The organism is Streptomyces sp. NPDC057963 (genome assembly GCF_042887155.1).
Classification (GTDB): domain Bacteria; phylum Actinomycetota; class Actinomycetes; order Streptomycetales; family Streptomycetaceae; genus Streptomyces.
Window position 1 is genome coordinate 130,665 of record NZ_JBHVPX010000010.1, and the last position, 26,365, is coordinate 157,029.

General features: G+C 71.5%; 26 protein-coding genes and 1 pseudogene. 6 read left to right on the forward strand and 21 right to left on the reverse strand.

What is annotated here, in order from left to right; all coding sequences use genetic code 11:
* Positions 1 to 7: 7 nt before the first annotated feature.
* On the reverse strand, positions 8 to 877 hold the full coding sequence (locus ACFVT1_RS23670; RefSeq protein WP_389798672.1) for an aldo/keto reductase: 870 nt from the start codon (positions 875 to 877) through the stop codon (positions 8 to 10).
* 113 nt (positions 878 to 990) lie between these two features.
* Here ACFVT1_RS23670 and ACFVT1_RS23675 point away from each other — a divergent pair, with 113 nt between their 5' ends.
* Complete coding sequence (locus ACFVT1_RS23675) at positions 991 to 1,995, forward strand: ketopantoate reductase family protein (RefSeq protein ID WP_389798674.1); 1,005 nt, start codon at positions 991 to 993, stop codon at positions 1,993 to 1,995.
* A gap of 68 nt (positions 1,996 to 2,063) precedes the next feature.
* On the forward strand, positions 2,064 to 2,645 hold the full coding sequence (locus ACFVT1_RS23680; protein WP_389798677.1) for a TIGR03086 family metal-binding protein: 582 nt from the start codon (positions 2,064 to 2,066) through the stop codon (positions 2,643 to 2,645).
* Positions 2,646 to 2,688: 43 nt separating this feature from the next.
* On the opposite strand, the gene ACFVT1_RS23685 is transcribed toward ACFVT1_RS23680, so the two are convergent.
* From ACFVT1_RS23685 to ACFVT1_RS23750, 14 genes are all read right to left on the reverse strand, one after another.
* Positions 2,689 to 3,441 (reverse strand): sirohydrochlorin chelatase, encoded by a 753-nt coding sequence (locus tag ACFVT1_RS23685; protein ID WP_389798680.1) that lies wholly within the window; start codon positions 3,439 to 3,441, stop codon positions 2,689 to 2,691.
* Positions 3,442 to 3,449: 8 nt separating this feature from the next.
* The gene (locus ACFVT1_RS23690; protein WP_389798682.1) at positions 3,450 to 4,328 is read right to left on the reverse strand and encodes an ABC transporter permease; all 879 of its coding nucleotides are present in this window, start codon (positions 4,326 to 4,328) and stop codon (positions 3,450 to 3,452) included.
* Positions 4,315 to 5,103, reverse strand: coding sequence for an ABC transporter ATP-binding protein (locus ACFVT1_RS23695; RefSeq protein WP_389798684.1), 789 nt, complete (start codon positions 5,101 to 5,103; stop codon positions 4,315 to 4,317). The genes ACFVT1_RS23690 and ACFVT1_RS23695 overlap by 14 nt, the downstream gene beginning before the upstream one ends.
* A gap of 34 nt (positions 5,104 to 5,137) precedes the next feature.
* Positions 5,138 to 6,253 carry an aliphatic sulfonate ABC transporter substrate-binding protein gene (locus ACFVT1_RS23700; RefSeq protein WP_389798687.1) on the reverse strand — a complete coding sequence of 372 codons (1,116 nt, stop codon included), beginning with the start codon at positions 6,251 to 6,253 and terminating at the stop codon, positions 5,138 to 5,140.
* A gap of 243 nt (positions 6,254 to 6,496) precedes the next feature.
* The gene (locus ACFVT1_RS23705; RefSeq protein WP_389798689.1) at positions 6,497 to 7,840 is read right to left on the reverse strand and encodes a sulfate adenylyltransferase subunit 1; all 1,344 of its coding nucleotides are present in this window, start codon (positions 7,838 to 7,840) and stop codon (positions 6,497 to 6,499) included.
* A 1-nt stretch (position 7,841) separates the two neighbouring features.
* The gene (gene cysD / locus ACFVT1_RS23710) at positions 7,842 to 8,777 is read right to left on the reverse strand and encodes a sulfate adenylyltransferase subunit CysD (protein ID WP_389798691.1); all 936 of its coding nucleotides are present in this window, start codon (positions 8,775 to 8,777) and stop codon (positions 7,842 to 7,844) included.
* Positions 8,774 to 9,319, reverse strand: coding sequence for an adenylyl-sulfate kinase (gene cysC / locus ACFVT1_RS23715; RefSeq protein WP_389798693.1), 546 nt, complete (start codon positions 9,317 to 9,319; stop codon positions 8,774 to 8,776). Before cysC ends, cysD begins: the two co-directional genes overlap by 4 nt.
* 23 nt (positions 9,320 to 9,342) lie before the next feature.
* Positions 9,343 to 10,056 (reverse strand): phosphoadenylyl-sulfate reductase, encoded by a 714-nt coding sequence (locus tag ACFVT1_RS23720; protein WP_389798695.1) that lies wholly within the window; start codon positions 10,054 to 10,056, stop codon positions 9,343 to 9,345.
* Positions 10,053 to 10,232 (reverse strand): hypothetical protein, encoded by a 180-nt coding sequence (locus ACFVT1_RS23725; RefSeq protein WP_389798697.1) that lies wholly within the window; start codon positions 10,230 to 10,232, stop codon positions 10,053 to 10,055. The genes ACFVT1_RS23720 and ACFVT1_RS23725 overlap by 4 nt, the downstream gene beginning before the upstream one ends.
* Positions 10,229 to 11,926 carry a nitrite/sulfite reductase gene (locus ACFVT1_RS23730; RefSeq protein WP_389798699.1) on the reverse strand — a complete coding sequence of 566 codons (1,698 nt, stop codon included), beginning with the start codon at positions 11,924 to 11,926 and terminating at the stop codon, positions 10,229 to 10,231. The genes ACFVT1_RS23725 and ACFVT1_RS23730 overlap by 4 nt, the downstream gene beginning before the upstream one ends.
* A gap of 115 nt (positions 11,927 to 12,041) precedes the next feature.
* Positions 12,042 to 12,125, reverse strand: a complete 84-nt coding sequence (locus tag ACFVT1_RS23735; RefSeq protein ID WP_309486338.1) for a putative leader peptide — start codon at positions 12,123 to 12,125, stop codon at positions 12,042 to 12,044.
* A gap of 178 nt (positions 12,126 to 12,303) precedes the next feature.
* Positions 12,304 to 12,897: a GNAT family N-acetyltransferase gene (locus tag ACFVT1_RS23740; RefSeq protein WP_389798702.1), complete on the reverse strand. Its 594-nt coding sequence runs from the start codon at positions 12,895 to 12,897 to the stop codon at positions 12,304 to 12,306.
* Positions 12,898 to 13,141: 244 nt separating this feature from the next.
* On the reverse strand, positions 13,142 to 14,434 hold the full coding sequence (locus tag ACFVT1_RS23745; RefSeq protein ID WP_389798704.1) for a GAF domain-containing protein: 1,293 nt from the start codon (positions 14,432 to 14,434) through the stop codon (positions 13,142 to 13,144).
* 246 nt (positions 14,435 to 14,680) lie between these two features.
* Positions 14,681 to 16,318 (reverse strand): acyl-CoA dehydrogenase family protein, encoded by a 1,638-nt coding sequence (locus ACFVT1_RS23750; protein ID WP_389798707.1) that lies wholly within the window; start codon positions 16,316 to 16,318, stop codon positions 14,681 to 14,683.
* 17 nt (positions 16,319 to 16,335) lie between these two features.
* Between ACFVT1_RS23750 and ACFVT1_RS23755 the strand changes: the two genes are divergently transcribed.
* Positions 16,336 to 17,559 carry a YihY/virulence factor BrkB family protein gene (locus ACFVT1_RS23755; RefSeq protein WP_389798709.1) on the forward strand — a complete coding sequence of 408 codons (1,224 nt, stop codon included), beginning with the start codon at positions 16,336 to 16,338 and terminating at the stop codon, positions 17,557 to 17,559.
* Positions 17,560 to 17,571: 12 nt separating this feature from the next.
* On the opposite strand, the gene ACFVT1_RS23760 is transcribed toward ACFVT1_RS23755, so the two are convergent.
* The gene (locus tag ACFVT1_RS23760) at positions 17,572 to 17,994 is read right to left on the reverse strand and encodes a CU044_2847 family protein (RefSeq protein ID WP_389798711.1); all 423 of its coding nucleotides are present in this window, start codon (positions 17,992 to 17,994) and stop codon (positions 17,572 to 17,574) included.
* A 64-nt stretch (positions 17,995 to 18,058) separates the two neighbouring features.
* Here ACFVT1_RS23760 and ACFVT1_RS23765 point away from each other — a divergent pair.
* Positions 18,059 to 18,847 (forward strand): annotated as a pseudogene (locus tag ACFVT1_RS23765) (DUF6597 domain-containing transcriptional factor).
* Here ACFVT1_RS23765 and ACFVT1_RS23770 read toward each other — a convergent pair.
* The 4 genes from ACFVT1_RS23770 to ACFVT1_RS23785 form a co-directional block, all read right to left on the reverse strand.
* Positions 18,784 to 19,179 carry a VOC family protein gene (locus ACFVT1_RS23770; RefSeq protein WP_389798714.1) on the reverse strand — a complete coding sequence of 132 codons (396 nt, stop codon included), beginning with the start codon at positions 19,177 to 19,179 and terminating at the stop codon, positions 18,784 to 18,786. The pseudogene ACFVT1_RS23765 and the gene ACFVT1_RS23770 sit on opposite strands and share 64 nt — an antisense overlap.
* 225 nt (positions 19,180 to 19,404) lie before the next feature.
* Positions 19,405 to 20,967, reverse strand: coding sequence for a 3-hydroxyacyl-CoA dehydrogenase (locus ACFVT1_RS23775; protein ID WP_389798717.1), 1,563 nt, complete (start codon positions 20,965 to 20,967; stop codon positions 19,405 to 19,407).
* Positions 20,968 to 21,007: 40 nt separating this feature from the next.
* Positions 21,008 to 21,784, reverse strand: a complete 777-nt coding sequence (locus tag ACFVT1_RS23780; RefSeq protein WP_389798719.1) for a CoA-transferase subunit beta — start codon at positions 21,782 to 21,784, stop codon at positions 21,008 to 21,010.
* 134 nt (positions 21,785 to 21,918) lie between these two features.
* Positions 21,919 to 22,830 carry a CoA transferase subunit A gene (locus ACFVT1_RS23785; protein ID WP_389799110.1) on the reverse strand — a complete coding sequence of 304 codons (912 nt, stop codon included), beginning with the start codon at positions 22,828 to 22,830 and terminating at the stop codon, positions 21,919 to 21,921.
* Positions 22,831 to 22,995: 165 nt separating this feature from the next.
* Between ACFVT1_RS23785 and ACFVT1_RS23790 the strand changes: the two genes are divergently transcribed.
* Together ACFVT1_RS23790 and ACFVT1_RS23795 are read left to right on the forward strand one after the other, a co-directional pair.
* On the forward strand, positions 22,996 to 24,006 hold the full coding sequence (locus ACFVT1_RS23790; protein WP_389798722.1) for a LysR family transcriptional regulator: 1,011 nt from the start codon (positions 22,996 to 22,998) through the stop codon (positions 24,004 to 24,006).
* A gap of 150 nt (positions 24,007 to 24,156) precedes the next feature.
* Positions 24,157 to 25,386 (forward strand): acetyl-CoA C-acetyltransferase, encoded by a 1,230-nt coding sequence (locus tag ACFVT1_RS23795; RefSeq protein ID WP_389798724.1) that lies wholly within the window; start codon positions 24,157 to 24,159, stop codon positions 25,384 to 25,386.
* Between the two features lie 94 nt (positions 25,387 to 25,480).
* Here the strand turns inward: ACFVT1_RS23795 and ACFVT1_RS23800 are convergent, their stop codons facing one another.
* On the reverse strand, positions 25,481 to 26,293 hold the full coding sequence (locus tag ACFVT1_RS23800) for a helix-turn-helix domain-containing protein (protein ID WP_389799113.1): 813 nt from the start codon (positions 26,291 to 26,293) through the stop codon (positions 25,481 to 25,483).
* Positions 26,294 to 26,365 lie beyond the last annotated feature (72 nt).

Below are 26,365 nucleotides of genomic sequence, written 5' to 3' on the forward strand. Positions count from 1 at the left end.
CACTCCTTCATGCGGGTGCGAGCGCCTCCAGGCGGCTCATGTCCTCGGCGGACAGCCGGATCTCCCGAGCCCCCAGGTTCTCCGCGAGATGGGCGGTCGAACCGGTGCCCGGCGTCGGGCACAGCACGGGGGAGCGGTGCAGCAGCCAGGCGAGGGCGATCTGCCCGCGGGTGGCACCGTGCCGATCGGCGATACCGGCGAGCGCCGCAGCTGCCTCGCCGGTCAGGGCGCCGTTCGCCAGCGGGAACCAGGGCAGAAAAGCCAGGCCGTGGGCCTCGCACAGCTTCAACACCGCATCCGACGAACGGTCGAGGAGATTGAAGCGGTTCTGCACCGAGGCGATCCCGGTCAGGGAGAGAGCCTGCTCCAGCTGGTCGGCGGTGAGGGTGTCCAGACCGATGTACCGGATCTTACCCTCCTGCCTCAGCATCTCCAGAGCACCCAACTGGTCGGCCATCGGCACCTCCGGGTCCAGCCGGTGCAGCTGGTAGAGGTCGATCCGGTCCGTCCGCAGCCGCCGCAGACTGGCCTCGCACATCGCCCGCAGCTGCTCGGGACGGCCGGCGATGTGCCAGGCGCTGTCACTGGTCCGCACCACACCGCCCTTGGTCGCGATCACCAGGTCCTCGCGGTACGGATGAAGGGCTCCGGCGACCAGTTCCTCGGCCAGATCGGGACCGTAGTTGTCGGCGGTGTCGACGAGCGTGACACCCTGTTCGACGGCCGCGCGCAGCACGGCCACGGCATCCTGCCGCTCCCCGCGCGGGCCCCAGTATCCGGGGCCGGTCAGCTGGGCGGTGCCGTAACCGAGACGGCGTACGGGCAGCTCGCCACCGAGCAGGAACACTTCGCCGAGCGGCTGTGATGTGGAAGACATGACAGAAACACTAGTTCCCGTCGGCGCCCCGGCCCCTCGCCCTAAGCTGAGGTGCCGCCGGCCCGCCGGGGAACCGGCGTGCTGATCTGTGCGGCCGCGGAACGGGAGTCGGGATGCGCTACATCATCGTCGGGGCCGGTGCCGTCGGCGGCGCCATCGGGGGGCGGCTGGCCGAGTCCGGCCACGACGTCGTGCTCGTCGCACGCGGTGCGCAGTACGAGGCACTGCGCACCGGCGGGCTGCGGTTCGTCACACCCGACGGGCCGCGCACCCACCGGCTCCCCGTCGTCGACCGCCCCGAGGCACTCGACCTGACCGCGGACGACGTCCTCGTGCTCGCCGTGAAGACGCAGGACAGCGCCGCCGCGCTCGACGCCTGGAGCGTCCGGCCCGTCGAGGGCGGCTCCACGGCGGGCGAACGGCTGCCGCTGGTCTGCGCGCAGAACGGGGTGGAGAGCGAGCGCCTCGCGCTGCGCCGCTTCCGGCAGGTGTACGGCATGTGCGTCTGGCTGCCCGCCACCTTCGTCGAACCCGGCGAGGTCTCGGCCGCCGGAACGCCACTGACCGGCATCCTGCACCTGGGCCGCTACCCCACCGGAACCGACGGGACGGTCCGGTTGATCGCCGCCGACCTGGAGAAGTCGAAGCTGCTCGCGCCCGTCGTGCCGGACGTGATGCGCTGGAAGTACGGCAAGCTGCTCTCCAACCTCGCCAACGCGATCGAGGCCGTCACCGGCCCGCTCGCCGAACAGGACGCGCTCGCGCTGTTCGAGCGGGCGCTGGCCGAGGGCCAAGCCGTGCTCGCGGCCGCCGGGATCGACCCGGTCGGCCAGGAGGAACAGGCCGAGGCGCGGGACGGCCGGATCAGCTTCGAACCGTTCGACGGTTCCTCGCACGGCGGCGGCTCGTCCTGGCAGAGCCTCAGCCGGGGCACCGGCACGATCGAGGCCGACTTCCTCAACGGCGAGATCGTGCTGCTCGGCCGCCTCCACGGTGTACCCACACCGGTCAACGACGTACTCCGCCACACCGCGAACACGTTCGCGCGCGAGGGCCGGGAGCCCGGCTCGACGGCCGTGGCCGATCTCGTCGCGCTCGTCGACGCCGGTATCTCCTGAACCGACCGGACCGGCCGCGTCGCCTTTCTTCAAGACCGCTGTCAGCGGCCCGTCCTAACGTGGAGCGCATGAAGAACGAGCACGCCCACATGACCGAATGCGCCGGCGAAGCGGCCCGGATCGCCCGCTCCATCAGCCCCGAACAGCTCGACCTGCCCACGCCCTGCGGCGACTGGGACCTGCGCGGACTCGTCAACCACTGGGTGCTCTACACCTCCCACGGCCTGGAGCACCGCGCCCTGCGCAAGGATCTCCCCGAGGAGCTCACCACCCGCGACTTCACCGCCGACGCCGACTGGGCGCAGCAGTACGCGGCACAACTGGACCGGGCCGTCGCCGCCTGGTCGGACCCGGCGGTCTGGGAGGGCGAGGTCGACCTCGGGGGCTCCACGACCCCCGCCTCCGAGACCGCCGCGATGCTCATCGAGGAGACGGCCCTGCACACCTGGGACGTGGCCCGCGCCGTCGGTGAGGAGCTCCGGCTCTCCGACGCCGCGTCCGCCTACCTCCTCGATGTCGTCGACAGGTACGCCGCCCTCTACCGGCAGTACGACGGCTTCGCCAGCGAGGTGACGGTGCCCGGACCGGCGTCCGTGTTCGAACGGGCACTGGCCCGCAGCGGACGCGACCCGCACTGGACCGGAGCCTGAGAGCGGCCCGTCCGCGCCCGGAAGTGGGGTGAGCGGGGCCGGGCTACGCGCTGAGCGGCGCCGGCCGGGCGAACGGGACGCGGGCCTCGTCGTACCGGGTCAGCAGCAGCCGCGCCAACTCCGGTGAGGGGCCCAGGACATCGGCCAGTACGTCCGCGCCGGCCGCACCCGCGGCGATACGGTCCGGGAGCCGGCCGGGCGCGATGACATAAGGGGCCACCGCCACCCGCCGGACCCCCTCGGCCCGCAGCGCCCGCACCGCGTCCTCGGTCCGGGGGAGGGAAGCGGAGGCGAACGCAGGCCGCACGGAACACCAACCGGTGTGCCGCAACTCCCGCGCGATTTCAGCGATCACTGCGATCGCCTCCGGGTCTGTGGAGCCCGCCGAGGCCAGGACGAGCCCGGTCGAACTCCGGTCGCCGGGACGGATCCCGGCTTCGTACAGCCGCCGCTCCAGCGCCGAGTTCAGCAGCGGTGACGGCCCGAGCACCTCGGCCTGCCGGATGCGCAGCCGGCGCAGTCTGGTCCGGGCCTCGTGCAGGACCGTCGGGACGTCGGACTTGGCGTGGAAGGCCCGGGTGAGGAGGAGGGGAAGTGCGATGACGTCCCCCGCGTCCTGCGCGGCCAGCCGTTCCAGCACCCTGGGTACCGACGGCGCGTTGAAGTCCAGGAAGCCGGTCTCCACGCGCAGGCCCGGCCGCAGCGACCGCACCCGTGCGGTGAGCGCGTGCACGGTCGCCGCGTGCCGCGGATCGCGGCTGCCGTGGGCGATGACAAGGAGGACCGGGGCGGACATGGCGCGGCTCAGTTCTTGACGAGGAGACCGCGGCTGCGCAGCACCCACCGCTCCAGCGGACTGAAGATCAGCAGATCGATCGCGATGCCGACGAACAGGATCAGGATGATGGCCAGGAAGATGCCGGGCATGTCGGCGTTGTTGCGGCCGTTCTCCAGCAACTGGCCGAGCCCGAGCCCGAGGTCCGGGGAGGACGCGATGATCTCGGCGGCCATCAGCGAGCGCCAGGAGAACGCCCAGCCCTGCTTGAGACCGGCCAGATAGCCGGGCAGCGCGGCCGGCAGCACGATGTGCCAGGTCCCGCGCAGCCCGGTCGCGCCGAGCGTGCGGCCCGCCCTGAGGAACAGCGGTGGCACCTGGTCGATGCCGGAGACCAGCCCGTTGGCGACCGAGGGGACGGCGCCCAGCAGGATCACCGCATACATCATCCTGTCGTTCAGCCCGAGCCAGATCACCGCGGGCGCCACCCAGGCGACCGACGGCAGCGACTGCAGCCCGGACAGGATCGGGCCGATCGCCGCGCGTACGAGCTTCACCCGGGCGACCAGCAGGCCCAGCGGCGTACCGATGGCCACGGCCATGAGGAAGCCGAGCAGCCCGCGGGAGATGCTGGTCCAGACGACCTCCAGGAGCGTCCCCTGGAGCCACATGTCGGCCGCGCTGTCCCACACCGCCGCCGGTGAGGGCAGCTTGTAGTCGTCGGTGACCCGGGCCGCGACGAGCAGTTGCCAGACGACGACCACCAGGGCCACCGCGAGGAGCGGTGGCAGCACCTTGCGGAGCAGCACCTCGCGCACCGGGGTGCGGTGCACCTGCACGGTGTCCAGCGCGTCGAGCCCGGCCTCCAGCCCGGCCAGATCGTCGGGCTTGGTGTCAGTGCTGGCCATGGCGGCGGATCTCCCCACGCAGTTGTTCGGTGATCTCAAGGGACAGCTCCGCCACCGCGGTGTCCTCGATGCGGCGCGGCTGCTCGATGCCGACGGTCCACTCGCGGGCGATCCGGCCGGGCCGGGACGACAGCAGGACGACGCGCTGGGCGAGCCGTACCGCCTCGCGCACGTTGTGCGTGACGAAGAGGACCGAGACGTTCGTCTCGCGCCAGATCCGGGTCAGCTCGTCGTGCAGCACGTCCCGGGTGATGGCGTCGAGCGCGGCGAACGGCTCGTCCATCAGCAGCAGTTGGCTGTCCTGGGCGAGGGCTCGGGCCATTGCCACCCGCTGCCGCATACCGCCCGAGAGCTCATGCACCCGCTTCCCGTACGCCCCGCCCAGCCGTACGAGTTCGAGCAGCCGCTCCGCCTCCGTGCGGCGGTCGGACTTGGGCATGCCGCGCAGGCGCAGGGCGAGTTCTATGTTCTTGCCCGCGGTCAGCCACGGGAACAGGGCGTGCTCCTGGAACATCAGGGCGGGCCGCCCGCCGGGGGTCTCGATGGACCCCGCGGTCGGGCGGTCGAGTCCGGCCACCAGGTTGAGCAGCGTCGACTTTCCGCAGCCGGAGGCTCCCAGGAGGGTGACGAACTCGCCCGGCGCGACATCGAGCGTGATGCCGTCCAGGACGAGTTGCTGCCCCGTCGGCCCGCCGAAGGACTTCGAGACCTGCGCGATACGAGCGGCGTGCCCGGCCGAGACACGGTCCTCGGCCTTGGTGAGAGTGGTCGCCATGGTCGTCACCTCCTGGGAGTCTGCGAGCGGGTGCTTACTTGACGCCGAGACCGGCGTCGGCCACCTCGGGCCTGCCCGCGGCCTTGAGGATCTTGTTCAGCGGCTTCAGGTCGTAGATGCCCTGGAGGTCCGGCTTCTTCAGAAGTCCCGCCTTCACCGCGTGCTCGGCCTGCGCGTCGAGCGTGGCCGCCAGCGGGTCGTCGGTGATCCGGATGGACTTCCACGCCGGGTCGATGATCTCGGCCGGCAGTGCCTTGCCGGTCAGCTTCTTCAGCGCCGCGTTGGCGGAGGCCTTCGCCTCGTCCGGGTTGGCGTTGATCCACTCGTTGGTCTTCACCGAGCCGCGCAGCACCGCCTCGACCACGTCCGGGTGATCCTTGAGGAACTTCTGCGACACGATGATGTTCGTGATCACGAACTTGTTGTCCGGCCACAGCGTCGACTCGTCGAGCAGTTCCTTCGCTCCCTCGGCGACCAGCTTGGACGCGGTGGGCTCGGGGACCCAGGCGCCGTCGACGGAGCCGGACCGGTAGGCGTCCGGGGTCACCTTGTTGTCCGTACGGACCACGGAGACGTCGCCCTTGCCGCTCTGGGCGTCGACCTTCCAGCCCTTCTCGGAGATCCAGTTGAGGAACGCCACGTCCTGGGTGTTGCCGAGCTGCGGGGTGGCGATCTTCTTGCCCTTGAGGTCGTCCAGGGTCTTGATCTTCTTCGGGTCGACGACCAGCTTCACCCCGCCGGAGGCCGAGCCGCCGATGATCCGCAGGTTCTGTCCCTCGGACTTGGTGTAGCCGTTGATGGAGGGCGAAGGCCCGATGAAGCCGATGTCGATCGCCTGGGCGTTCAGCGCCTCGATCTCGGACGGTCCCGCGTTGAACTGCGAGGTCTTCAGCCGGGTGCCGCCGAGCTCCTTCTGGAAGAGGCCCTCCTGGTCACCGACCAGAGCGGTGGCGTGCGTGAGGTTCGGGAAGTAGCCGATCCTCACCGTGTCGGCGGACAGCTTCTTGCCGTCGGCGGAGACGTTCGCCTTCCCGGCGTCGTCCTTCTTCGCCTCGGAGCCGTAGCCGCAGGCGGTGAGGGCGACGGCGAGCAGCGGCAGGGCGGCGGCAGCGGCGAGGCCGCGGCGCAGCGTGGTACGGGGGGCAGGCACGGGAGGCTTTCCTCTCGTTGGCCCGGTTGTCGCGTCCTTCGGAACTACGGGGACGCGGCCGGGAAGTCGGCAGGTCTTCGTATGAACTGGCTGATCGGGCGGTGCGGTTGGTACGGGAGGGCGCGCAGGCGGTGCGCGTACGTCATCGCGCACATCGCGCGACCCCGCCCTGGCCGCTGCCGAGGGCGCCGCTGCCGACGCGGCCGCCCTCCTTCGCGAACGTGGAGTAGATGTCGGTGGTCATCAGAAGTCCCATGCGGCGTCGTCGGCGGCGGCGGCCTCGGGCCCGGCCGCGGCGGTGAACGAGGCACCGGCCATGCCGGCCGTCAGCGTGGTGCCGTCCGCCGGGTCGATCAGCAGGAAGGAGCCGGTGCGCCGGGAGTCCGCGTACGCGTCGAGCGCGAGCGGCTCCGCGGTGCGCACGACGACCCGGCCGATGTCGTTGGCGACGAGCGTGCCCGGCGCCGGGTGCGGGGAGAGGTCGTCCAGGGTGAGGCGCGAGGGGATGTCCTTGACGATCGCCTTGACGGTGCGGGTGGTGTGCTTGAGCAGCACCCGCTGGCCGACGGTGAGCGGCTGGTCGGCGACGTGGCAGACGGTCGCCTCGACGTCCTGGGTGACCGCGGGCGCGTCGCCGGACGGTGCGATCAGGTCGCCGCGCGAGATGTCGATGTCGTCGGCCAGCCGGATCGTCACGGACTGGGGCGCCCAGGCGATATCGACGCTCTCACCGAGCGCGTCGATCGCGGAGACCGTCGACGTACGGCCCGAGGGCAGCACGGTGACGGCCTCGCCGACGCGGAGCACGCCGGCTGCGATCTGGCCCGCGTAGCCCCGGTAGTCCGGGTGCTCGGCGGTCTGCGGCCGGATGACGTACTGGACGGGGAAGCGGGCGTGGCAGGCGGTGAGGTCGTGGCTGACCGGCACCGTCTCCAGGTGTTCCAGGACCGTCGGACCGCCGTACCAGTCCATGTGCGCGGAGGGTTCCACGACATTGTCACCGGCGAGTGCGGAGATCGGGATCGCGGTGATCTCCGGGACGCCGAGCGAGGCGGCGTACGCGGTGAACTCCTCGGCGATGGCGGCGAACACCGGCTCCGCGTAGTCGACCAGGTCCATCTTGTTGACGGCCAGCACCACATGCGGCACCCGCAGCAGCGCGGCGACGGCGGCATGGCGGCGGGTCTGCTCGACGACACCGTTGCGGGCGTCGACGAGGACGACGGCCAGCTCGGCCGTCGAGGCGCCCGTCACCATGTTCCGGGTGTACTGCACATGCCCCGGGGTGTCCGCCAGGATGAACCGGCGGCGTGACGTGGCGAAGTAGCGGTAGGCGACATCGATGGTGATGCCCTGCTCGCGCTCGGCCCGCAGACCGTCGGTCAGCAGCGCCAGGTCGGGCGCCTCCTGGCCCCGGCTGCGCGAGGCGTGCTCGACGGCCTCCAGCTGGTCGGTGAGGATCGACTTGGAGTCGTGCAGAAGGCGTCCCACGAGGGTGGATTTGCCGTCGTCGACGGAGCCCGCGGTGGCGAACCGCAGCAGGGTGGTGGTCGACAACTGCTCTGGGTGCCGGGTGGGTGCGGTCATGTCAGAAGTACCCCTCGCGCTTGCGGTCTTCCATCGCGGCCTCGGACATCTTGTCGTCGGCACGCGTCGCGCCCCGCTCGGTGAGCCGGGAGGCGGCGATCTCGGTGATCACGGCGTCCAGCGTCGTCGCGTCCGAGTCGACGGCGCCGGTGCACGACATGTCGCCGACCGTGCGGTAGCGGACCTGGCGGGTCTCCACCCGCTCGCCCTCCTTGGGACCGCCCCAGTCGCCCGCGGTCAGCCACATGCCGGAGCGGCTGAAGACCTCGCGCTCATGGGCGAAGTAGATCTCCGGGAGTCCGATGCCCTCGCGGGCGATGTACTGCCAGACGTCCAGCTCGGTCCAGTTGGAGATCGGGAAGACCCGGACGTGCTCGGCGGGGGCGTGCCGGCCGTTGTAGAGCTGCCACAGCTCGGGGCGCTGGCGGCGCGGGTCCCACTGGGAGAACTCGTCGCGCAGCGAGAAGACCCGCTCCTTGGCGCGGGCCTTCTCCTCGTCCCGGCGTCCGCCGCCGAACACGGCGTCGAAGCGGTGCTGCTGGATCGCCTCGGTCAGGGGCACGGTCTGCAGCGGGTTGCGGGTGCCGTCCGGGCGCTCGCGGAGCTTCCCGGCGTCGATGTACTCCTGCACGGAGGCGACATGGAGCCGCAGCCCGTGCCGGGCCACCGTCCGGTCGCGGTACTCCAGCACCTCGGGGAAGTTGTGCCCGGTGTCGACGTGCAGCAGCGCGAACGGCACCGGCGCCGGCGCGAACGCCTTGAGCGCCAGATGCAGCATCACGATCGAGTCCTTGCCGCCGGAGAACAGGATCACCGGCCGCTCGAACTCGCCCGCCACCTCCCGGAATATGTGCACGGCCTCGGACTCCAGGGAGTCCAGGTGGCTGAGTGCGTACGGATTGCCGGTGCCTTCCGACACGGTCGCGACGGTCGTCATGCCGCACCCCTCTCGCTCAGCAGCGCGTACAGCTCCGCCGCGGACTCCTGCACGGTCTGGCGGTGCGACTCGATCCGCAGATCCGGCGACTCGGGCGCCTCGTACGGGTCGTCGACCCCGGTGAGCCCACTGATCTCGCCGGCCGCCTGCTTGGCGTAGAGCCCCTTCACATCGCGTTCGGAGCACACCTCGACCGGGGTCGCGACATGTACTTCCAGATACGCGGTCCCCTCGGTCTGGTGCCGCTTGCGGACCGCGTCCCGGCTGTCCGCGTACGGGGCGATGACCGGGACCAGCACCTTCACGCCGTTCGCCGCCAGCAGCTCGGCGACGAAGCCGATCCGCTGGACGTTGGTGTGGCGGTCCTCGCGGGAGAAGCCGAGACCGGCGGAGAGGAACTCCCGGATCTCGTCGCCGTCGAGTACCTCCACCCGGTGGCCCTCGCCGCGCAGCCGCCCGGCGAGTTCGTACGCGAGGGTGGTCTTGCCCGCGCTCGGCAGACCGGTCAGCCAGATGGTGGCGCCCGTCTCCGTCACGCTCATCGAAGTCTCCTGATCAGTCGTCATCAGCTGTGCAGCCCACACTCGGTCTTGCCGCGCCCGGCCCAGCGCCCGGCCCGTGCCTCCTCGCCCTCCAGCACCCGGCGGGTGCAGGGCGCGCAGCCCACCGAGGTGTAGCCGTCCATCAGCAGCGGGTTGGTGAGGACGCCGTGCTCCGCAACGTACGCGTCGACGTCGTCCTGGGTCCAGAAGGCGATCGGCGAGACCTTGATCTTGTGCCGCTTCTCGTCCCAGCCGACGACCGGGGTGTTCGCCCGGGTGGGGGACTCGTCGCGGCGCAGCCCGGTCGCCCAGGCCAGGTACGAAGTCAGCCCCTCCTCAAGGGGTTCGGCCTTCCGCAGCCTGCAGCACAGGTCGGGGTCGCGGTCGTGCAGCTTCGGCCCGTACGCGGCGTCCTGCTCGGCCACGGTCCGGCGCGGGGTGAGCGTGATGACATGGACGTCCATCACGGCTTCGACCGCGTCGCGGGTGCCGATCGTCTCGGGGAAGTGGTAGCCGGTGTCGAGGAAGACCACGTCGACGCCGGGAAGGACGCGCGAGGCGAGGTGGGCGACGACCGCGTCCTCCATGGACGAGGTGACGCAGAACCTGCTGCCGAAGGTGTCGGCCGCCCACCGCAGGATGTCCGGCGCGGAGGCGTCCGCCAGCTCCCGGCCCGCCCGCACGGCCAGCCGCTCCAGCTCCTCCGCCGTGGGTTCCCCCCGCAGAGTGCCCGTCATGTCCCGTCCCCCTCACCGTCGTTGCGCCGCAGCCCCCGGGTCAGCAGGCCCAGGAACCCGAGCCGGAACGCGCGGTTGCAGGAAGCGCATTCCCAGGCGCCGTGGCCGCCCTCGTGCGGGCGCAGGTCCTCGTCGCCGCAGTAGGGGCAGTAGAACGGCGCGGCGCGTTCGCTCATGACAGCGACTCCGCACCGGCCCGCGCCGCCCAGGTCGCGAACCGCTCGCCGTCCTCGCGCTCCTCCTGGAAGCGGCTCAGGACCCGCTCCACGTAGTCGGGCAGTTCGGCCGAAGTGACCTTCAGGCCGCGGACCTTGCGGCCGAACCCGGCCTCCAGGCCCAGGGCGCCGCCCAGGTGCACCTGGTAGCCCTCGACCTGGTTGCCGTCGGCGTCGAGGACGAGCTGGCCCTTGAGACCGATGTCGGCGGTCTGGATGCGGGCGCAGGCGTTGGGGCAGCCGTTGATGTTGATGGTGAGCGGCTCGTCGAAGTCCGGCAGGCGGCGCTCCAGTTCGTCGATGAGCGCGGCGCCGCGTGCCTTCGTCTCGACGATCGCCAGCTTGCAGAACTCGATGCCGGTGCAGGCCATGGTGCCGCGCCGGAACGGCGACGGGTTCACCTGGAAGCCGAGCGCCTCCAACCCGGCGACGAGGGAGTCCACCCGGTCCTGCGCCACGTCGAGGACGAGCATCTTCTGCTCGACGGTGGTGCGCAGCCGGTCCGAGCCGTGTGCGGCGGCCAGGTCGGCGATCTTGGCGAGTGTGGAGCCGTCCACGCGGCCGACCCTGGGTGCGAAACCGACGTAGAAACGGCCGTCCTGCTGCTGGTGCACACCCACGTGGTCGCGCCAGCGGCTGCTGGGCTGCTCGGGTGCGGGCCCGTCGACCAGCGGGCGCTTGAGGTACTCGTCCTCCAGGACCTGGCGGAACTTCGCGGGACCCCAGTCGGCCATCAGGAACTTCAGACGGGCGCGGGTTCGCAGCCGCCGGTACCCGTAGTCGCGGAAGATGCCGACGACTCCGGCCCAGACGTCCGGGACCTCGTCGAGCGGCACCCAGGCACCCAGCCGCTCGGCGAGCCGCGGGTTGGTGGAGAGACCGCCTCCGACCCAGACGTCGAAGCCCGGACCGTGCTCGGGGTGGACCACGCCGACGAACGCGATGTCGTTGATCTCGTGCACCACGTCCTGCACCGGCGAGCCGGAGATCGCGGTCTTGAACTTGCGCGGCAGGTTGGAGAATTCCTTGTTGCCGATGTAGCGGTCGTGGATCTCGTCGACGGCGGGGGTGCCGTCGACGATCTCGTCGGCGGCGATACCCGCCACGGGGGAGCCGATGATCACACGGGGGCAGTCACCGCAGGCCTCGGTGGTGGAGAGCCCGACGGCCTCCAGCTTCTCCCAGATCGCCGGGACGTCCTCGATACGGATCCAGTGCAGCTGGATGTTCTGCCGATCGGTGATGTCCGCGGTGCCGCGTGCGTACTCCTGCGAGATCTCGCCGATGACCCGCAGCTGCGTGGTGGTCAGCCGGCCGCCGTCGATGCGGACGCGCAGCATGAAGTACGTGTCGTCCAGCTCCTCCGGTTCCAGGACCGCGGTCTTGCCGCCGTCGATGCCGGGCTTGCGCTGGGTGTACAGACCCCACCAACGCATGCGTCCACGAAGGTCGTTGGGGTCGATCGAGTCGAAACCGCGCTTGGCGTAGATCGTCTCAATGCGTGTCCGCACATTGAGACCGTCATCGTCCTTCTTGAACTGCTCATTGCCGTTGAGCGGAGTGTGGTGCCCCACGGCCCACTGGCCTTCGCCACGGTGGCGTCCGGCCTTGCGGCGGGGCGTGGTGGTCGCAGGCTGTTCCGGGGTAGCGGCCATGACAGTACGTCCTTCGGGACTGCAGGAGGGCGGCTCTGAGCTGCACACTCGCGCTGAGGCGCGGCGGTGCGCAGGGATGGCAGAGAAAAGGGGGAACGCGGCGGTGCTGGGACTCTCAGCTCGCCGGACAGATGGCGCTGGACATGCGGCCGAGATCGACGTGGCGTCGACTCACCAAGGCAATTCCAGTTCCAGACATGACGGAAGCGTGTCACGCGAATCTCCGAGCAGTCCACCACTATCCATGATGTGGACGAGAGTGTCCCGTGATGCGAGACGGCGTGGTGTCCGACACTCCACGCCTTCGGGTCGGGCCGCCCGTAATGGCCGCAATCACCCCATCTGTCGCCGGAGGCTGCCGCCCCGTCGGCGGCGTACTACCGCTGTGCCCCCGGCCACGGCCCCGGCGTCGCCGCCTCGGGCTCCAGCTCCACCTTCGTGTCGAAGAGCCGGAAGCCGCGCCGCAGATAGTTGTCCATGGCGTGCGGACCGTCCTTGGAGCAGGTGTGCAGCCACACCCGCTTCGTCGGCGTCCGCTCCGGCCAGCGCTCCGCCAGGTCCCAGGCGCGGGCGACCCCGTACGACAGCAGATGGCCGCCGATCCGGCGCCCCCGGAAGGCCGGTATCAGCCCGAAGTACATGATCTCGACCATGCCGTCGTCCTGCGGGTCCAGCTCGATGTATCCGGCCGGGGTGCCGTTCGCGTACGCCACCCAGGTCTCCGCCCCGGGCCGGTCCAGGGCCTCCTGCCACTGCGCGTACGTCATCGAGAGCCGGTCCGTCCACCGGATGTCACCGCCGACCGCCGTGTACAGGAACCGGCTGAACTCGGGCAGCGGCACCCCCGCCCGCACGATCCGTACATCGCCCTCCGGGACCGCGGCAGGGCGCAGATCGTCGGGGGAGGTCTGTTCCAGGGACCAGACGGTCACCTCGGTGGTGGCGTCGGCGGCGGGTGCGGGGTTGCTCATGAGTGCCAGGGAACCATGCCGCACGTCCCGGACCAAAGCCGGTCCCGCGGCCCGGACGGGTGGGACCGGCCACCAGCGGTCCCAGCTCCGCCCACCAGCGGCTCCGGCTCCGCCCAGCAGCGGTCCCGGCTCTGTCCGCAAGCGGTCCCAGCTCCGCCCACCAGCGGCCTCGGCTCCGCCCAGCAGCGGTCCCGGCTCTGTCCGCAAGCGGCCCCGGGACCGTTCGCGAGCGGCGGGGAAGGCCCTACGCGGAAGCGGACAAGGTCCTGCGCGCCTCGGCCACCGCCGGAGCCGTCGAGCGCGGCAGCAGATCGGCCGGGTGATCCGGGTGGATCACCTCGACCTCGACTCCCTCGCCGAAACGGTACGGGCGATGCGCGAGCACCTCCGCGAGATGGCGGCGAATCCGCGAGATCTCAGCCCGCACCGTCACCGTCCGGGTCGCGTCGCCGAAGACGTCCTCCGCCAGCTCCGAAGCCGTACGCCCCTCGCGGTGCAGCGCCAGGGTGTACAGCAGCTCCGCATGGCGCGGCGAGAGCCGCTGCGTCCACGTATCCACCGCGCCCACCACATTGACCGTGAGGCCGCGCGGCCGGCTCAGATCCAGCACCACCCTCCGCTGCGGCCCCTCCGCCGGTCCGTCGGTGACCCGCACCAGCCAGCCGCCGTGCAGCGGCTCGACCTGGCACATGCCGAGCGACGGCAGCCACACCGGGCCCGGCCGCAACGACTTCGGCAGCGGCAGCCGGTCGACCGGCGGCATGCCCGTCACCGCGGCGAGCCAGCCGTGGGCGTCCACCGCCAGCGCCCGTCCGCCCAGCCGGCACAGCAGCGGCGCGGCCACCGCACGCAGCCGGTCGATCGCCTGCAGATGCCGGTTCCTGATCTCGCTCTCGGCCAGCTTGGCGACCGAACCGACCAGGGCGAGCGAGGCCGGATGGAACGTCGACGCCGGCCCGCTGATGTCGACGATGCCGATCAGCCGGCTGTCCCGCGGATCACGGACCGGGGCCGCCGCGCATGTCCAGTGGTGCAGACTGCGCACGAAGTGCTCCGACGAGTGGACCTGGACCGGTGTGCGCGAGACGAGCGCCGTACCGATCGCGTTCGTCCCCGTGTCCGCCTCCGCCCAGGCCGCGCCCTCCGCCAGGCAGATGCCGTCCGCCCGGCGCAGCACCCCCGTGTTGCCCCGGCGCCACAGCACCCGGCCCTCCACATCGGTGACCACCACGATCTGCTGGGCGGCGTCCGCGAGCGAGACCAGGCACTCGTCCAGCAGCGGCATCACCTCGCTCAGCGTCGAGGTCCTGCGCCGGTGCTCGATCTCGTCCATCTCCAGCAGCACACTCTCGGTGGACTGGTCCGGATCGACACCGCTGCGCAGCGCCCGGTCCCACGAGGCGCTGATCTCCGCCCGCGGGGCGACCGGTGAATGCTCGCCCGCGAGCCTGGCCTCCCTGGCCCGGTGGGTCAGGCGCAGGGCCCGGACGGACTCCGGGACGGCCGATCGCGTCACCCCGGCGGCGCTTGTCTCCACTCATTCCCCCCAGATGCCAGAGCCGGCTCGAAGGTCCGAGGCCCCATCCTGCCGGTTACGAGGGGGCCGATAGCGCGCACTCCACACAATGGTTGCAACCCTTTGCAACTCTGGCGAGGGGGTGCGGGTCCGTACGAGAGTGACGGAACACCGTACGGCGGAGCCTGTGCCCCGCCGCTCGATGTGCCCAGCATGGAGGGTGGTGCCGTGTCGGCGCAGCACCACCCTCCGTCGCTGCACGGGCGGCTAACGCTCGACGGGCCGCGCCCGTTCCACCACCGACGCCAGATCGAGGCTGTGCGGCAGCGTCCCGAAGGCGGCGCCCCAGTCCCCGCCCAGACGCGACGCACAGAACGCGTCGGCGACCTCCGGCGGCGCCCAGCGCACCAGCAGCGAGCCCTGCAGCACCAGAGCCATCCGCTCGACCAGCCTGCGGGCCCGTGCCTCGATCCCGGTCAGATCCGCGAACTCCGTCAGCATGTCCTTGACCGCCGCGTCCAGCCGGTGGTCGGCGCCGCGCGACCCGCCGATCTCCCGGAGGAACGCGTCCAGCGCCCCCGGCTCGCGCTGCAGCGCCCGCAGGACGTCCAGCGCCTGCACATTCCCCGAGCCCTCCCAGATCGAGTTGAGCGGAGCCTCCCGCAGCAGCCGCGGCATCCCGGACTCCTCGACGTAGCCGTTGCCGCCGAGACACTCCAGCGCCTCACCCACCACCGGTGCGCACCGCTTCGTCACCCAGTACTTCGCCGTCGGCACCGCGATCCGGAGAAACGCCTGCTCACTCTCGGTACCCGCGTCGTACGCCGCCGCCAGCCGCAGCGCCAGCACCGTCGCCGCCTCCGACTCCAGCGCCAGGTCGGCCAGTACATTGCGCATCAGCGGCTTCTCGATCAGCACCCCGCCGAACGCGCTGCGGTACGTGCAGTGGTGGATCGCCTGCGCCACCGCCTGCCGCATCAGCGCCGCCGACCCGACCACGCAGTCCACCCGGGTCGCCGCCACCATCTCGATGATGGTGCGCACCCCGCGCCCCTCGTCGCCGACGCGGCGGGCCCAGGTCCCGTCGAACTCGACCTCGCCCGACGCATTCGACCGATTGCCCAGCTTGTCCTTCAGCCGCTGGATCGCGAACGGGTTGCGGGTGCCGTCGGGCAGCACCCGGGGGAGCAGGAAACACGTCAGCCCGCCGGGCGCCTGCGCCAGCACCAGGAACCCGTCGGACATCGGCGCCGAGCAGAACCACTTGTGGCCGGTGAGCAGGTACTCGCCCGCCGCGGACAGGGGCTCGGCCCGCGTCGTGTTGGACCGTACGTCCGTGCCGCCCTGCTTCTCCGTCATGCCCATCCCGAAGAGCACACCGGCCTTCTGCGCGGCGGGCCGCAGCCCCCGCTCGTACACCGTCGAGGTCAGCAGCGGCTCCCACTCGGCGGCCAGCGCCGGATCGGTGCGCAGCGCCGGCACCGCCGCGTGCGTCATCGACAGCGGGCAGCCGTGCCCCGCCTCGGCCTGCGTCCACACCAGGAAGCCGGCCGCCCGCCGCACATGGCCGCCGGGCCTGCCCCAGGCGTCGGTCAGGCCCGCGGTGACCGCGTGACCCAGCAACCGGTGCCAGGCCGGATGGAACTCCACCTCGTCGATGCGATTTCCGTACCGGTCGTGGGTGCGCAGCACCGGCGGATTCTCGTTCGCCTGCGCGCCCCAGGCCTGCACCTGCGCGGAGCCCGCGGATCTGCCGAGTTCGCCGAGCTCGCCCCGGGCCTCGGCGAGCAGCTCGGCCGGCAGGTGACGTCGTACCGCCTCGGTGAGCGCGAGGTCGGCGGCGAAGACGTCGTAGCCGACCAGCGGCGGTACCTGGTTGAACACTGTGTGGGTGGTGGCTGCCATGCCGATACGGTAAGGATGTGCAGGCAGCAAATGAAACACCCGAGCGGCCATCGGGGCGGCTCCACCGGGCCAGAGTCCTCTACCGCAACGTGTCCAAGCGGCAGATGGTCTGGCAGTTGCTCAAGGACACCGTCAACTCGTGCATGGAGTACCGCATTCTGGGACTCGCGGCCGAGGCGGCGTTCTTCACCCTGCTGTCCCTGCCTCCGCTGCTGCTCGGGCTGATCGGGCTGCTCGGATACGTCGACGAGTGGACCAGCACCACCACGGTCGCCTCCATCGAGCGCAACATCCTCAACGCCGCGCAGACGGTGCTCAGCGAGCGGGGCGTGAACGACTTCGCCAAACCGCTCCTGGCGGACGTCACCACCGGCGCCCGGCCCGATGTCATCTCGATCGGCTTCGCGATCGCCCTCTGGTCCGGCTCCCGCGCGGTCAACGTCTTCATCGACACGATCACGGTGATGTACGGCCTCGACGGCCAGCGCGGCATCGTCAAGACGCGGCTGCTCTCCTTCCTGCTGTACGTCGTCGCGCTGCTGCTCGGTGCGGTGGTGCTGCCGCTGCTCGTGGTCGGCCCGGACCGGGTCGTGGAGTTCATCCCGTGGGGCACCGAGCTCATAAGCGTGCTGTATTGGCCGCTGGTGATCCTGCTGTCGATCGCGTTCCTGACGACGCTCTACCACGTGTCCGTACCGGTCCGCTCGCCGTGGATCGAGGACATGCCGGGGGCGCTGGTGGCGCTCGCGATGTGGGTGCTCGGCAGCTTCCTGCTGCGGATCTATCTCACCAGTACGGTCGAGGGCCCCACGATCTACGGCTCGTTGGCCGCCCCGATCGCCGTCCTGCTGTGGATCGGGATCTCCGCGTTTGCGGTGCTGGTGGGAGCGGCGGTCAACGCGGCCATCGACCGGGTGTGGCCGTCGCTGGCGACGGCCGCGGCGCGTGCGGCCAATGACCGGGTACGGGCGGCCCAGGCCGCGGAGTTCGTCGCGAGGACGCAGGCGGAGAACCGGGACGGGGACGGGGACTGGGACGACGACGACGATGATGACGACGATGACGACTGCGGCGAGAGTCCCTATATGCCGTCCGAGTTCCCGGAGCGCTGGTCGAGGTTCCTTCCTCCGGAGGACGTGAAGTCCAGGCTGCAGCCGAGCCGCGACAAGGAGAAGGAGTCGGACGGACCGAACTCCGGCAAGCCGGATTCCGGCGAGCCGGACAACACGTCCGAGGGCTGAGGATGCCGCCGGCTACCCGGCGGGCGGCGGGGCCGAGGCCGGGGCGGGTGGGGCCGGTGCGGGGGCGGCTGCCGGAGGCGCGGGAGGCGCGGGAACAGCTGGTGTCTCCGATGCCGCTCCGGGGGACCAGGACAGCTTGACCACGAGGTGGCCTTCGACCGCGCTCTTGGCGATCACGGCCCCGGCCTCCGCGGTGATCTTCACCCCGAATTCCAGCTCCACACCGTCCGGTTTGAGAGCGCCGTCCCGGAACACGGCGAGCGCGGACTCGGCGGCCGAACGGATTCCCGTGAGAGCGCTGTCGAACGTGCGGCCCGCCCTGGCCAGGGTGTTGTCGTCGCCCAACGCGACCAGATGCGCACCCGGCGTATGACGGTCGACCTCGACCGTGACCGTCGCGCCGCTGTCGGTGGTGAACTCCATGAGTGCTGTCATGACCTGCCCCCGGGAAGCCGATTCCGTTCTCCGACGAGATGAGGACGAGACTAGCGTGTGGGGCATGGGCGCCAGGTACGAAGAGTGGGTGTCGCGCTTCGACGGTGCGACCGTGTGGACGCTGAGTGTGCCGGAAGGGGCGGTCCACCCGGTGCTGCCCGACGGGTGCATGGACCTGCTCTGGATCGGCGGACGGCTGCTCGTCGCGGGCCCCGACACCCACGCCGGGACGTCGGCCGCCGGGACCGGTGGGCAGTACGCGGGGATCCGCTTCGCGCCGGGCACGGCTCCCGCGCTCCTCGGCGTACCGGCGCACGAACTGCGCGACCGCCGGGTCGCCCTCGCGGACCTGTGGCCCGGCGCGCTGGTCCGCGTACTCACCGAGCGCCTCGCCGAAGCCCCCGATCCCGCCGCCGCACTGGAGGCCGTCGCCCTGCGGCGGGCGGCGGGTACCGCACCGCCGGACCCGCTGATGCGGTCCGTCGCCGCACAGTTGGGCGGTGGCCGGTCCGTCGCCGACACCGCGCTGGCGGTCGGCCTCGGCGCCCGCCAGCTGCACCGCCGTTCACTGGCGGCCTTCGGCTACGGGCCCAAGACGCTCGCCAGGGTCCTGCGGCTCCAGCGCGCGCTCGCGCTCGCCCGGTCCGGGAAGCCGTACGCCGAGGCGGCGGTCGAAGCGGGCTGCACCGACCAGGCCCATCTCGCGCGGGAGATGCGCGACCTGGCCGGGACCACCCTGACCGCCTACCTCACGCCGCCCCCGTAACGGGCCGGACGGACGCTCCGGACTCAGCCGCCGTTGCCTGCGAACAGCGACACCGCGCAGCCGTCCGGGTCGAGGACCACCGCGTAACGCTGCCCCCACACCGCGTCCCACGGCTTCAGATGTCCCCGGTACCCGGCGCCGGTCAGATCGTCGTACACCGCGTCCACCTCTGCCGGGCTGTCGCAGAGAAACGCGAGCCCGAGACGTTCCCCGCCGCGCGGCGGGGTCCATTCGGGGTCGAACGACCGGGTGACCTCTTCGGTGTCCCACAGCAGGCGTTGCCCGCCCGGGAGGGTCACTTCGACGTGGGGTGCGGATTCCGCGTCGGCGGGGATGTCGAGGCCGAGCCGGCGGTAGAAGGTGAGCGATGCGGCCAGATCCGCGGTGATGATGCCGATCGCGTCCATGCGTGGTGTCATGCTCCGACCGTAGGCCGGTCACCGCCCCGGGTCTTGTACGAAACGGACGTGGCCACGGTCTCCGAGCCGTCGCGGACGCACCGGGGGCCGCCCGGGGCCGCAGGACTCGTCGGAGCCGGTCGGCCGGGACTTGTTGGGACCCGCCGGGGCTGTGGCCGGATCTGCCGGAGCCTGTCGGGGTCTGCCCGGGGCCGTGGCCGGACCCGGGCAGACCCCGTCTCGTTGTTACGACGGCGCGGTGCGGGCCGTGCAGTCGGCGGGGGATGTCCCCTGGGCTGTCAGCGGGAGACCGAGCTGGGCGCGTTCGGTGACCCAGCGGCTCGGGCGGTGGCGGGGGTCGCCCGTCGTGCGGTGCAGCGCCCGGTGCAGTTCCAGCATCCGCGCGGCGCCGATCCGGTCGCCCCAGGCCAGCGGACCGACGGGGTAGCCGAGCCCGGCCGTGACGGCCAGGTCGATATCGGCGGGGGCGGCGAGGGAACGTTCCGCGATCGATGCCGCGACCGACACGATCGAGGCGAGCAGCCGCTGCGCGACCGAGCCCGCCGTGTCCCGGACCACCGAGACCGCGCAGGGCCCGTCTCCGTCCCCGCCTGCCCTTGCCAGCACCGCGCGGGCGTCGCGCGCGGCGGCCGGGTCCGCCGCCGGGGTCACGGCCAGCACCCGCCGCCGGCCGACCGGAAGCAGCGGGTCCACGCCGAAGGTGCGCCCGGCCGGCAGCCCGTGCGCGGCGACCTCCGAGGCCACCGTGGTGCCCCAGACCGGAACCAGGACGACGGCATCGGCGGACGGCTCCGCACCGGTCTCGACGACGGCGCCTGCGGCGGTCAGCGCCGCACGCAGCGCGGCCGCGTCCTGGTTCTGCGGCGCGGCGCCGTGGACGAACACCGGGCGGTCCACGTCGCCCGTGACCGGCGGTTCCGGGGCCGGGGCGGGCGCCTCGGGGCCGTGGTCGAACCAGCCTCGTCCGGTCTTGCGGCCGTGCAGTCCGGCGGCCACCCGGTTCGGGGTGAGGTAGGAGGGGCGGAGCCGGTCCGCGTACCGGAATCCCTGCCAGATCGAGTCGATCACCGCGGCCGTCACATCCAGACCGGTGAGGTCCATCAGCTCGAACGGTCCCATCCGCAGGCCGAGCACGTCACGGGCGATCCGGTCGATGCCCGCCGGGTCGGTGACCGTCTCCTCCAGCAGCGCCAACGCCTCGGTGACCAGACCGCGGCCGGCGTGGTTGACCAGGAAGCCGGGGGTGTCGGCGACCGTGACCGCGCGGTGTCCGCAGCTCTCGACGAGTGCGGTGAGGGCCGGCAGGATCTCCGGGCGGGTGGCCGCGCCCGGCACGATCTCGACGATCTTCATCAGCGGAACCGGGTTGAAGAAGTGCAGCCCGGCCAGGCGGGTCGGGTCCTTCAGCGCCGCGGCGATCCGGGTGACCGACAGGGACGAGGTGTTGGTGGCGAAGACCGCCGTCGCGGGCAGCGCCTGCTCCAGTCGGACGAAGACCTCCGTCTTGGTGTCGAGGTCCTCCCGCACGGCTTCGATGACCAGTTCGACGTCCGGTCCCCCTGCCCACGGGTCGTCGAGCGGGATCAGCCGGTCCAGGGCGGCGGCGGAGCCCTCGGCGGACATCCTGCCCTTCTGCACGGCCCGTTCGAGCATGGACCGTACGAACTCCACGGCGGCTGTCACCGCCTCCGTGCGTACGTCGCACAGCTCGACGGTGTGTCCGGCGGTTGCCGCCCACTGGGCGATGCCGCGGCCCATGGCCCCGGCGCCGACGATCCTGATACGCATGGCGGTTGCGGTCCTCTCGGGGGGTGACATGTGATCCGTCTCAGCGAAGATAGACGCGGTCCGGGTCCACGTCCTCGCGCAGCAGCCGGAGTTCGGCCGCGGTCGGCGGCGGTACGGTCCCGACCGTGTCGGCGACCTTCAGGTCCCAGCCGGTGGCCGCCCGCACCTGTTCGACGGTGACGCCGGGGTGGACGGCGACCAGCCGCAGCTCCTCGCCGACGCCCGCGCGGGCCAGGATGCCCAGTTCGGTGATGACCCGGGTGACACCGGCGCCCAGCGGGCGGATGCCCTCGGCCAGCGCACGGTCGGGTCCGGGAGTGGTGCAGAAGTCGAGGGTGCCGGTGAAGGAGCGCGGATTGTGGCGGCGCATCACCACGAAGACCTCGCGGGAGTTGGCCATCACCTCGATGCCGCCGCCGGATCCGGGCAGCCGGACCGACGGGCTGTCCCAGTCGCCGATCACGGATGTGTTGAGGTTGCCCCAGCGATCGATCTGCGCTGCGCCGAGGAACCCCACGTCGATGTGGCCGCCCTGCAGGACGCAGCCGAAGAGCGCGGGCATCGAGAGCACCGCCTCGGCCCCGGTGATCAGCACCGCGTCGGCGATGGTCTCCGGAAGATGCGAGGGATGGGCGCCGCAGACCCCGGACTCGTACACGACCTCGATTTCCGGCGCGACGGTCAGATGTGCCAGCTCGGTGGCGAGGGTCGGCAGGCCGATCCCGGCGAACACCGTCCGGTGCGCGGCCAGTTCGCGGGACGCGACGACGGAGAGCAGCTCCGACGAGGTGATGGTGTCCGGTGCGGTGGTGGTCATGGTCCGCTCCTTCGTGCGTCCCGATTCCGTCGTCGCAGCCCTCGTGCCGGGGTTCGTCGTGCTGAGGTCTGCCGTCGGGTCTGCCGTGCTGAGGTCTGCCTCGTCGGGGTCTGCCGTACCTGCTTGCGCCGTACTCACAGACGCCGTCCGTAGTTCACCGGGCGGCTCAGCGCCTCGCCGACAGCCAGCCCCGCCCAGAAGTCCTCGCCGAGTCTGTCGACGTACTCGGCGTGATCGGCCGTCCCGCGCACCCATTCGTCCAACCACTCCTGCAGGCGCTGCGGATCCTTGCTGATGTGCGACCAGGCCCGGTAGAAGGCGTTGTCCCGGTCGTAGTACCCCTGGGCGAAGGAGGGGTGGGCGCCGCGCGGGCAGAGGACGACCGCGTCGACCGCGTGGGCGGGGACGAGCGTGCGGTTCGGGTCCGAACGGATCACCTCGTCGTCGACGATCTCCTCCACGACGACGACCGCCTTGTCCGCCGCGTACACCGCCTCGGCCTGGATGCCGGTCAGGCCCCACATCTGGGTGTTGCCGCTGCGGTCGGCGCGCTGGGCGTGGATGATCGTCACATCCGGGTTGACCGGAGGTACGACATAGATCTCCTCGGCCTCGCCGTCCGGGCCCGGATACGGCGAAGTGACCTTGCGCAGGGCGCTGTTGACGGACGGCAGATCGCTGCCGCCGTAGCTGCGCAGCGGGTGGAACGGCAGCCGCTGGGCGCCGGCGAGGTAGCGGCAGATCATCCCGTAGTGGCTGTACTCCTCGAGGGCGAGCGGCGCAGGGTCTCCCCTCTCGATGCGGCGCCGCAGCTCGCCGAGCGACCCGGCGGAGGAGTTGCCCACGAAGGAGGAGACCAGCCGCGAGACACAGCCCGCGGCGACCATCTGGTCCACCACGATGTCCGCGGTCATCCGGACGACGGTGAGGTCCCGGCGGCCCTGACGGATGATCTCGTGGCCCGCGGCGGTGGGGACGAGATGGGTGAAGCCTTCGAGGCAGACGGTGCCACCGTCGTGGACGAAGGCGGCGATCGCGGCCTTCATCGACCTCGTCTTGTCCTTCCGGTCCGTCGTGGCCACGGTGCTCCTCCGGCTCTGCGTGCGCCCTGTGTATGCGCGTCGCCCCACCGTGTCAGCGGCTATTGATTGCTGTCCAATACCAAATTAAGGTCACATCAAGACGTTCCAGTAATGAATCGAGGAGCGGGCATGGAGCTGCGTCATCTGTCCGCGTTCGTCGCCGTGGCGGAGGAACTGCACTTCGGGCGGGCCGCGAAACGGCTGCAGATGGCCCAGCCGCCGCTGAGCCAGCAGATCCGGCAGCTGGAGAAGGAGTTGGGCGTCCAGCTCTTCGAACGCAACACCCGGTCCGTGCGGCTCACCAGCGCGGGCGAGTCCTTCCTCCAGCCCGTACGGACCGTGCTCGACGACCTCGACACCGCGGTGCGTGCGGCGAAGGCGGCCGGCCGGGGTGAGTACGGACGGGTCACCATCGGCTTCGCGGGCGCCTCCAGCCATGAGACGCTGCCGCTCCTCACCCGTGCCGTACGCGCCGCCCACCCCGCGCTCGAACTGGTCATGAAGGGGCAGACGTACGCCAATGTCGCCCTCGACCGGGTCGCCGACGGCTCGCTCGACCTGGGGTTCGTCCGGCTGCCGGTGACCCAGCCGGGCGTGGCGTACCGGGTGATCGACGAGGAGGAGCTGGTGTGCGCGCTGCCCTCCGACCACCCGCTCGCCCGTCTGGAGAGTGTCCCTATCGGGGTCCTGGCGGAGGAGCCCTTCGTCTCCTTCCCCGCCAACACCGGCTCCACCGTGCGCGACGCCATGGTCGGGGCCTGCGAGGCCGCCGGGTTCAACCCGCGCGTGGTCCAGGAGGCGCCCGACTCGTACACCATCCTGGCGCTCGTCGCCGCGGGAGTCGGTGTCACCCTCACCGTCACCTCCGTCCAGCACATCCAGCAGAGCGGCCTCGTCTACCGGCCGCTGTCCGGGCCGCCCATCCGGCTCCAAGCGGCGCTGGCCTGGCGGGCCGACACCCCCTCCGCCGCTCTCCGGACAGTGCTCGCGGTGGCGGAGGAAGCCCTGCCCACCCCGGTCCGTCCGCCCACCCCGACGGGTCCGACAGGTCCGACGGGTCCGACAGGTCCGGCGGGTGCGGCGGGTCCGGTGGGGCGGACGGGCCGGGTGGGGGACCGAGCCACCGCAAGCCGCCATTGAGACGCGCCACGTCTTGAACCAGGGTGAACTGGATATTGGACCGGCTCAGTCACCGGGTGCAAGGGTCGGCGGCACACGCCCTCGCCACCGGAAGGGCGGCATACACCACCGGAAGGGCAGCACACGCCCTCGCCACCGAAAGGTCACGCCGTGCCCGACCAGCAGCTCGATGTCGTCATCTGTGAACCGTTGCGCACTCCCATCGGCCGTTTCGGCGGAGTGTTCGCACAGCAGACGCCGGCCGCGCTCGCCGCACGCGTCGTCGCCGAGGTCGTCGCCCGTACCGGCATCGACCCCGCCGCGGTCGACGAGGTGATCCTCGGACACGCCTACCCGTCCGCCGAGGCCCCCGCCATCGGCCGGGTCGCCGCCCTCGACGCGGGGTTGCCCGAGACCGTCACCGGCGCCCAGATCGACCGGCGCTGCGGCTCCGGCCTCCAAGCCGTCCTCGACGCGGCGATGCAGATCCGGGCCGGCTTCAGCGAGGTCGTCGTCGCGGGCGGCGTCGACGTGATGAGCGCCGCCCCGTACTACACGCACGACGGCCGCTGGGGCATCAAGGGCCCCGGTCTCCAGCTCCACGACGCGCTGGCCCGGGGCAGGGTCACCGCGGGCGGTGTCAACCACCCCGTACCGGGCGGCATGATCGAGACCGCCGAGAACCTGCGCCGTGCGTACGGCATCGGCCGCGCCGATCAGGACGCCCTCGCCCTGCGCTCGCAGCAGCGCGCCGGCCGGGCCGCGGCGGAGGGGCGGTACGACGCGGAGATCGTCCCCGTCACGGTGCGGACCCGCAAGGGCGAGACGGTCGTCACCGCCGACGAGCACCCCCGCCCGGACACCACCGCCGAACAACTTGCCGCGCTGCGCCCGATCATGGCGAAGTCCGACCCGGAGGCGACCGTCACCGCGGGCAACGCCAGCGGTCAGAACGACGCGGCCGCGGCCTGCCTGGTGACCAGCGCGGCCACCGCCGAACGTCTCGGCCTCACCCCGCTGGTCCGGCTGGTCTCCTTCGCCCGCGCCGGGGTGCCCGCCGCGACGATGGGAATCGGCCCCGTCCCGGCGACCTTGGCCGCGCTCGACCGCGCCGGGCTCACCCTCGTTGATCTCGACCTGATCGAGATCAACGAGGCGTTCGCCGCCCAAGTGCTCGCTTGCACCAGGGAGTTGGGCCTCGGTGACACGGACCATGAGCAGCGCATCAACGTCAACGGCTCCGGCGTCTCCCTCGGCCACCCGGTCGGCGCCACCGGCGCCCGTGTCCTCGCCACGCTGACCCGCGAGCTGTGCCGCCGCGAGGCCCGGTACGGCCTGGAGACCATGTGCATCGGTGGCGGGCAGGGCCTCGCCGCGATCTTCGAGCGCATCACGGCCTGAGGCGGCCCGGTGCGGTGGGACGGGCCCGGCGTCTCACCGCACCGGCGATTCGGTATCGGACCGCTCCAGGTCCCGGCCGGCGCCGCAACCGCCGTCACCCACGCGCCGACCAGCGGGCGGCGCGAGGAGCCGGGGCCGGACCCGCAGCGCGGTCAGGAGCGCCGCTCGGCGTCGTCGAGGCGTCACTCGGTGAAGCCTCGGGTTGGGTGTGGAGGACTTCGCGGGCCTGTTCGGCGGCGCGGACGACGCTTTCGCTGATGAAGTCGAGGAAGCGTGCGACGTTCTCCAGGCGGGTGGCGGCCGGGGTGTCGGGGCCGAGGACGGCGACGCCCTGGCGTGCGGTGGCGACGAGCTGGTCGTTGGACCGGGCGCTGGCGATCGTCGCCTGGTAGAAGAGTTCGTCGTCGACGACGTAGCGGTCGCGGCGGCGTTCGTCGCGTTCTCGGCGGACGAGGCTCTGGCTCTCCAGGAAGGCGATCGCTTTGGAGATGGACGCCGGGCTGACCTGGAGGCGCTGGACGAGGTCGGACGCGGTGAGGCTGCCCGCGTCGCTGGTGAACAGGCAGGTCAGCACCCGGGCCATCATCTTGGGCAGGCCCGTGGCCATGAGGACCGTGGTGAGCGTCTCCTCGTACTCGGCCACAGCCTTGGCGTCGCGTCCATGCGGCTGGGGAACCGACCCTGCCGCTCGGGAAGAGGCGGGCCCGCGCCGTTGGGCGCGGCGTTCGGTGGCGCGGTGGGCCAGGTCGGCCCGGTAGGCGGTGGGGCCGCCGTTGCGCATCACCTCCCGTGTGATCGTCGAGGTCGGACGGTCGAGGCGTCGGGCGATCTCGGCGTAGGGGAGGCTGTCGGCCAGCCCCAGCGCGATCTGCCGACGTTCCTGCTGAGTGAGCCTGCCTCCCGGCATCGCGATCTCCTCGGTGATCCTTCGTAGCGGTCCCTGATCTCTCACCATAGCGTTCACCCCCTACTCCATTGC

Excerpts from the sequence above, each read along its gene's own strand:
- ACFVT1_RS23790 (WP_389798722.1), top strand. The coding sequence starts at position 22,996 with ATGGAGCTGCGTCATCTGTCCGCGTTCGTCGCCGTGGCGGAGGAACTG.
- ACFVT1_RS23670 (WP_389798672.1), bottom strand. The coding sequence starts at position 877 with ATGTCTTCCACATCACAGCCGCTCGGCGAAGTGTTCCTGCTCGGTGGC.
- ACFVT1_RS23680 (WP_389798677.1), top strand. The coding sequence starts at position 2,064 with ATGAAGAACGAGCACGCCCACATGACCGAATGCGCCGGCGAAGCGGCC.
- ACFVT1_RS23760 (WP_389798711.1), bottom strand. The coding sequence starts at position 17,994 with ATGACAGCACTCATGGAGTTCACCACCGACAGCGGCGCGACGGTCACG.
- ACFVT1_RS23690 (WP_389798682.1), bottom strand. The coding sequence starts at position 4,328 with ATGGCCAGCACTGACACCAAGCCCGACGATCTGGCCGGGCTGGAGGCC.
- ACFVT1_RS23780 (WP_389798719.1), bottom strand. The coding sequence starts at position 21,784 with ATGACCACCACCGCACCGGACACCATCACCTCGTCGGAGCTGCTCTCC.
- ACFVT1_RS23695 (WP_389798684.1), bottom strand. The coding sequence starts at position 5,103 with ATGGCGACCACTCTCACCAAGGCCGAGGACCGTGTCTCGGCCGGGCAC.
- ACFVT1_RS23685 (WP_389798680.1), bottom strand. The coding sequence starts at position 3,441 with ATGTCCGCCCCGGTCCTCCTTGTCATCGCCCACGGCAGCCGCGATCCG.
- ACFVT1_RS23705 (WP_389798689.1), bottom strand. The coding sequence starts at position 7,840 with ATGACCGCACCCACCCGGCACCCAGAGCAGTTGTCGACCACCACCCTG.
- cysC (WP_389798693.1), bottom strand. The coding sequence starts at position 9,319 with ATGAGCGTGACGGAGACGGGCGCCACCATCTGGCTGACCGGTCTGCCG.
- ACFVT1_RS23770 (WP_389798714.1), bottom strand. The coding sequence starts at position 19,179 with ATGACACCACGCATGGACGCGATCGGCATCATCACCGCGGATCTGGCC.
- ACFVT1_RS23725 (WP_389798697.1), bottom strand. The coding sequence starts at position 10,232 with ATGAGCGAACGCGCCGCGCCGTTCTACTGCCCCTACTGCGGCGACGAG.
- ACFVT1_RS23750 (WP_389798707.1), bottom strand. The coding sequence starts at position 16,318 with ATGGCAGCCACCACCCACACAGTGTTCAACCAGGTACCGCCGCTGGTC.
- ACFVT1_RS23675 (WP_389798674.1), top strand. The coding sequence starts at position 991 with ATGCGCTACATCATCGTCGGGGCCGGTGCCGTCGGCGGCGCCATCGGG.
- ACFVT1_RS23740 (WP_389798702.1), bottom strand. The coding sequence starts at position 12,897 with ATGAGCAACCCCGCACCCGCCGCCGACGCCACCACCGAGGTGACCGTC.
- ACFVT1_RS23800 (WP_389799113.1), bottom strand. The coding sequence starts at position 26,293 with ATGCCGGGAGGCAGGCTCACTCAGCAGGAACGTCGGCAGATCGCGCTG.
- ACFVT1_RS23775 (WP_389798717.1), bottom strand. The coding sequence starts at position 20,967 with ATGCGTATCAGGATCGTCGGCGCCGGGGCCATGGGCCGCGGCATCGCC.
- cysD (WP_389798691.1), bottom strand. The coding sequence starts at position 8,777 with ATGACGACCGTCGCGACCGTGTCGGAAGGCACCGGCAATCCGTACGCA.
- ACFVT1_RS23720 (WP_389798695.1), bottom strand. The coding sequence starts at position 10,056 with ATGACGGGCACTCTGCGGGGGGAACCCACGGCGGAGGAGCTGGAGCGG.
- ACFVT1_RS23785 (WP_389799110.1), bottom strand. The coding sequence starts at position 22,830 with ATGAAGGCCGCGATCGCCGCCTTCGTCCACGACGGTGGCACCGTCTGC.
- ACFVT1_RS23735 (WP_309486338.1), bottom strand. The coding sequence starts at position 12,125 with ATGTCTGGAACTGGAATTGCCTTGGTGAGTCGACGCCACGTCGATCTC.
- ACFVT1_RS23730 (WP_389798699.1), bottom strand. The coding sequence starts at position 11,926 with ATGGCCGCTACCCCGGAACAGCCTGCGACCACCACGCCCCGCCGCAAG.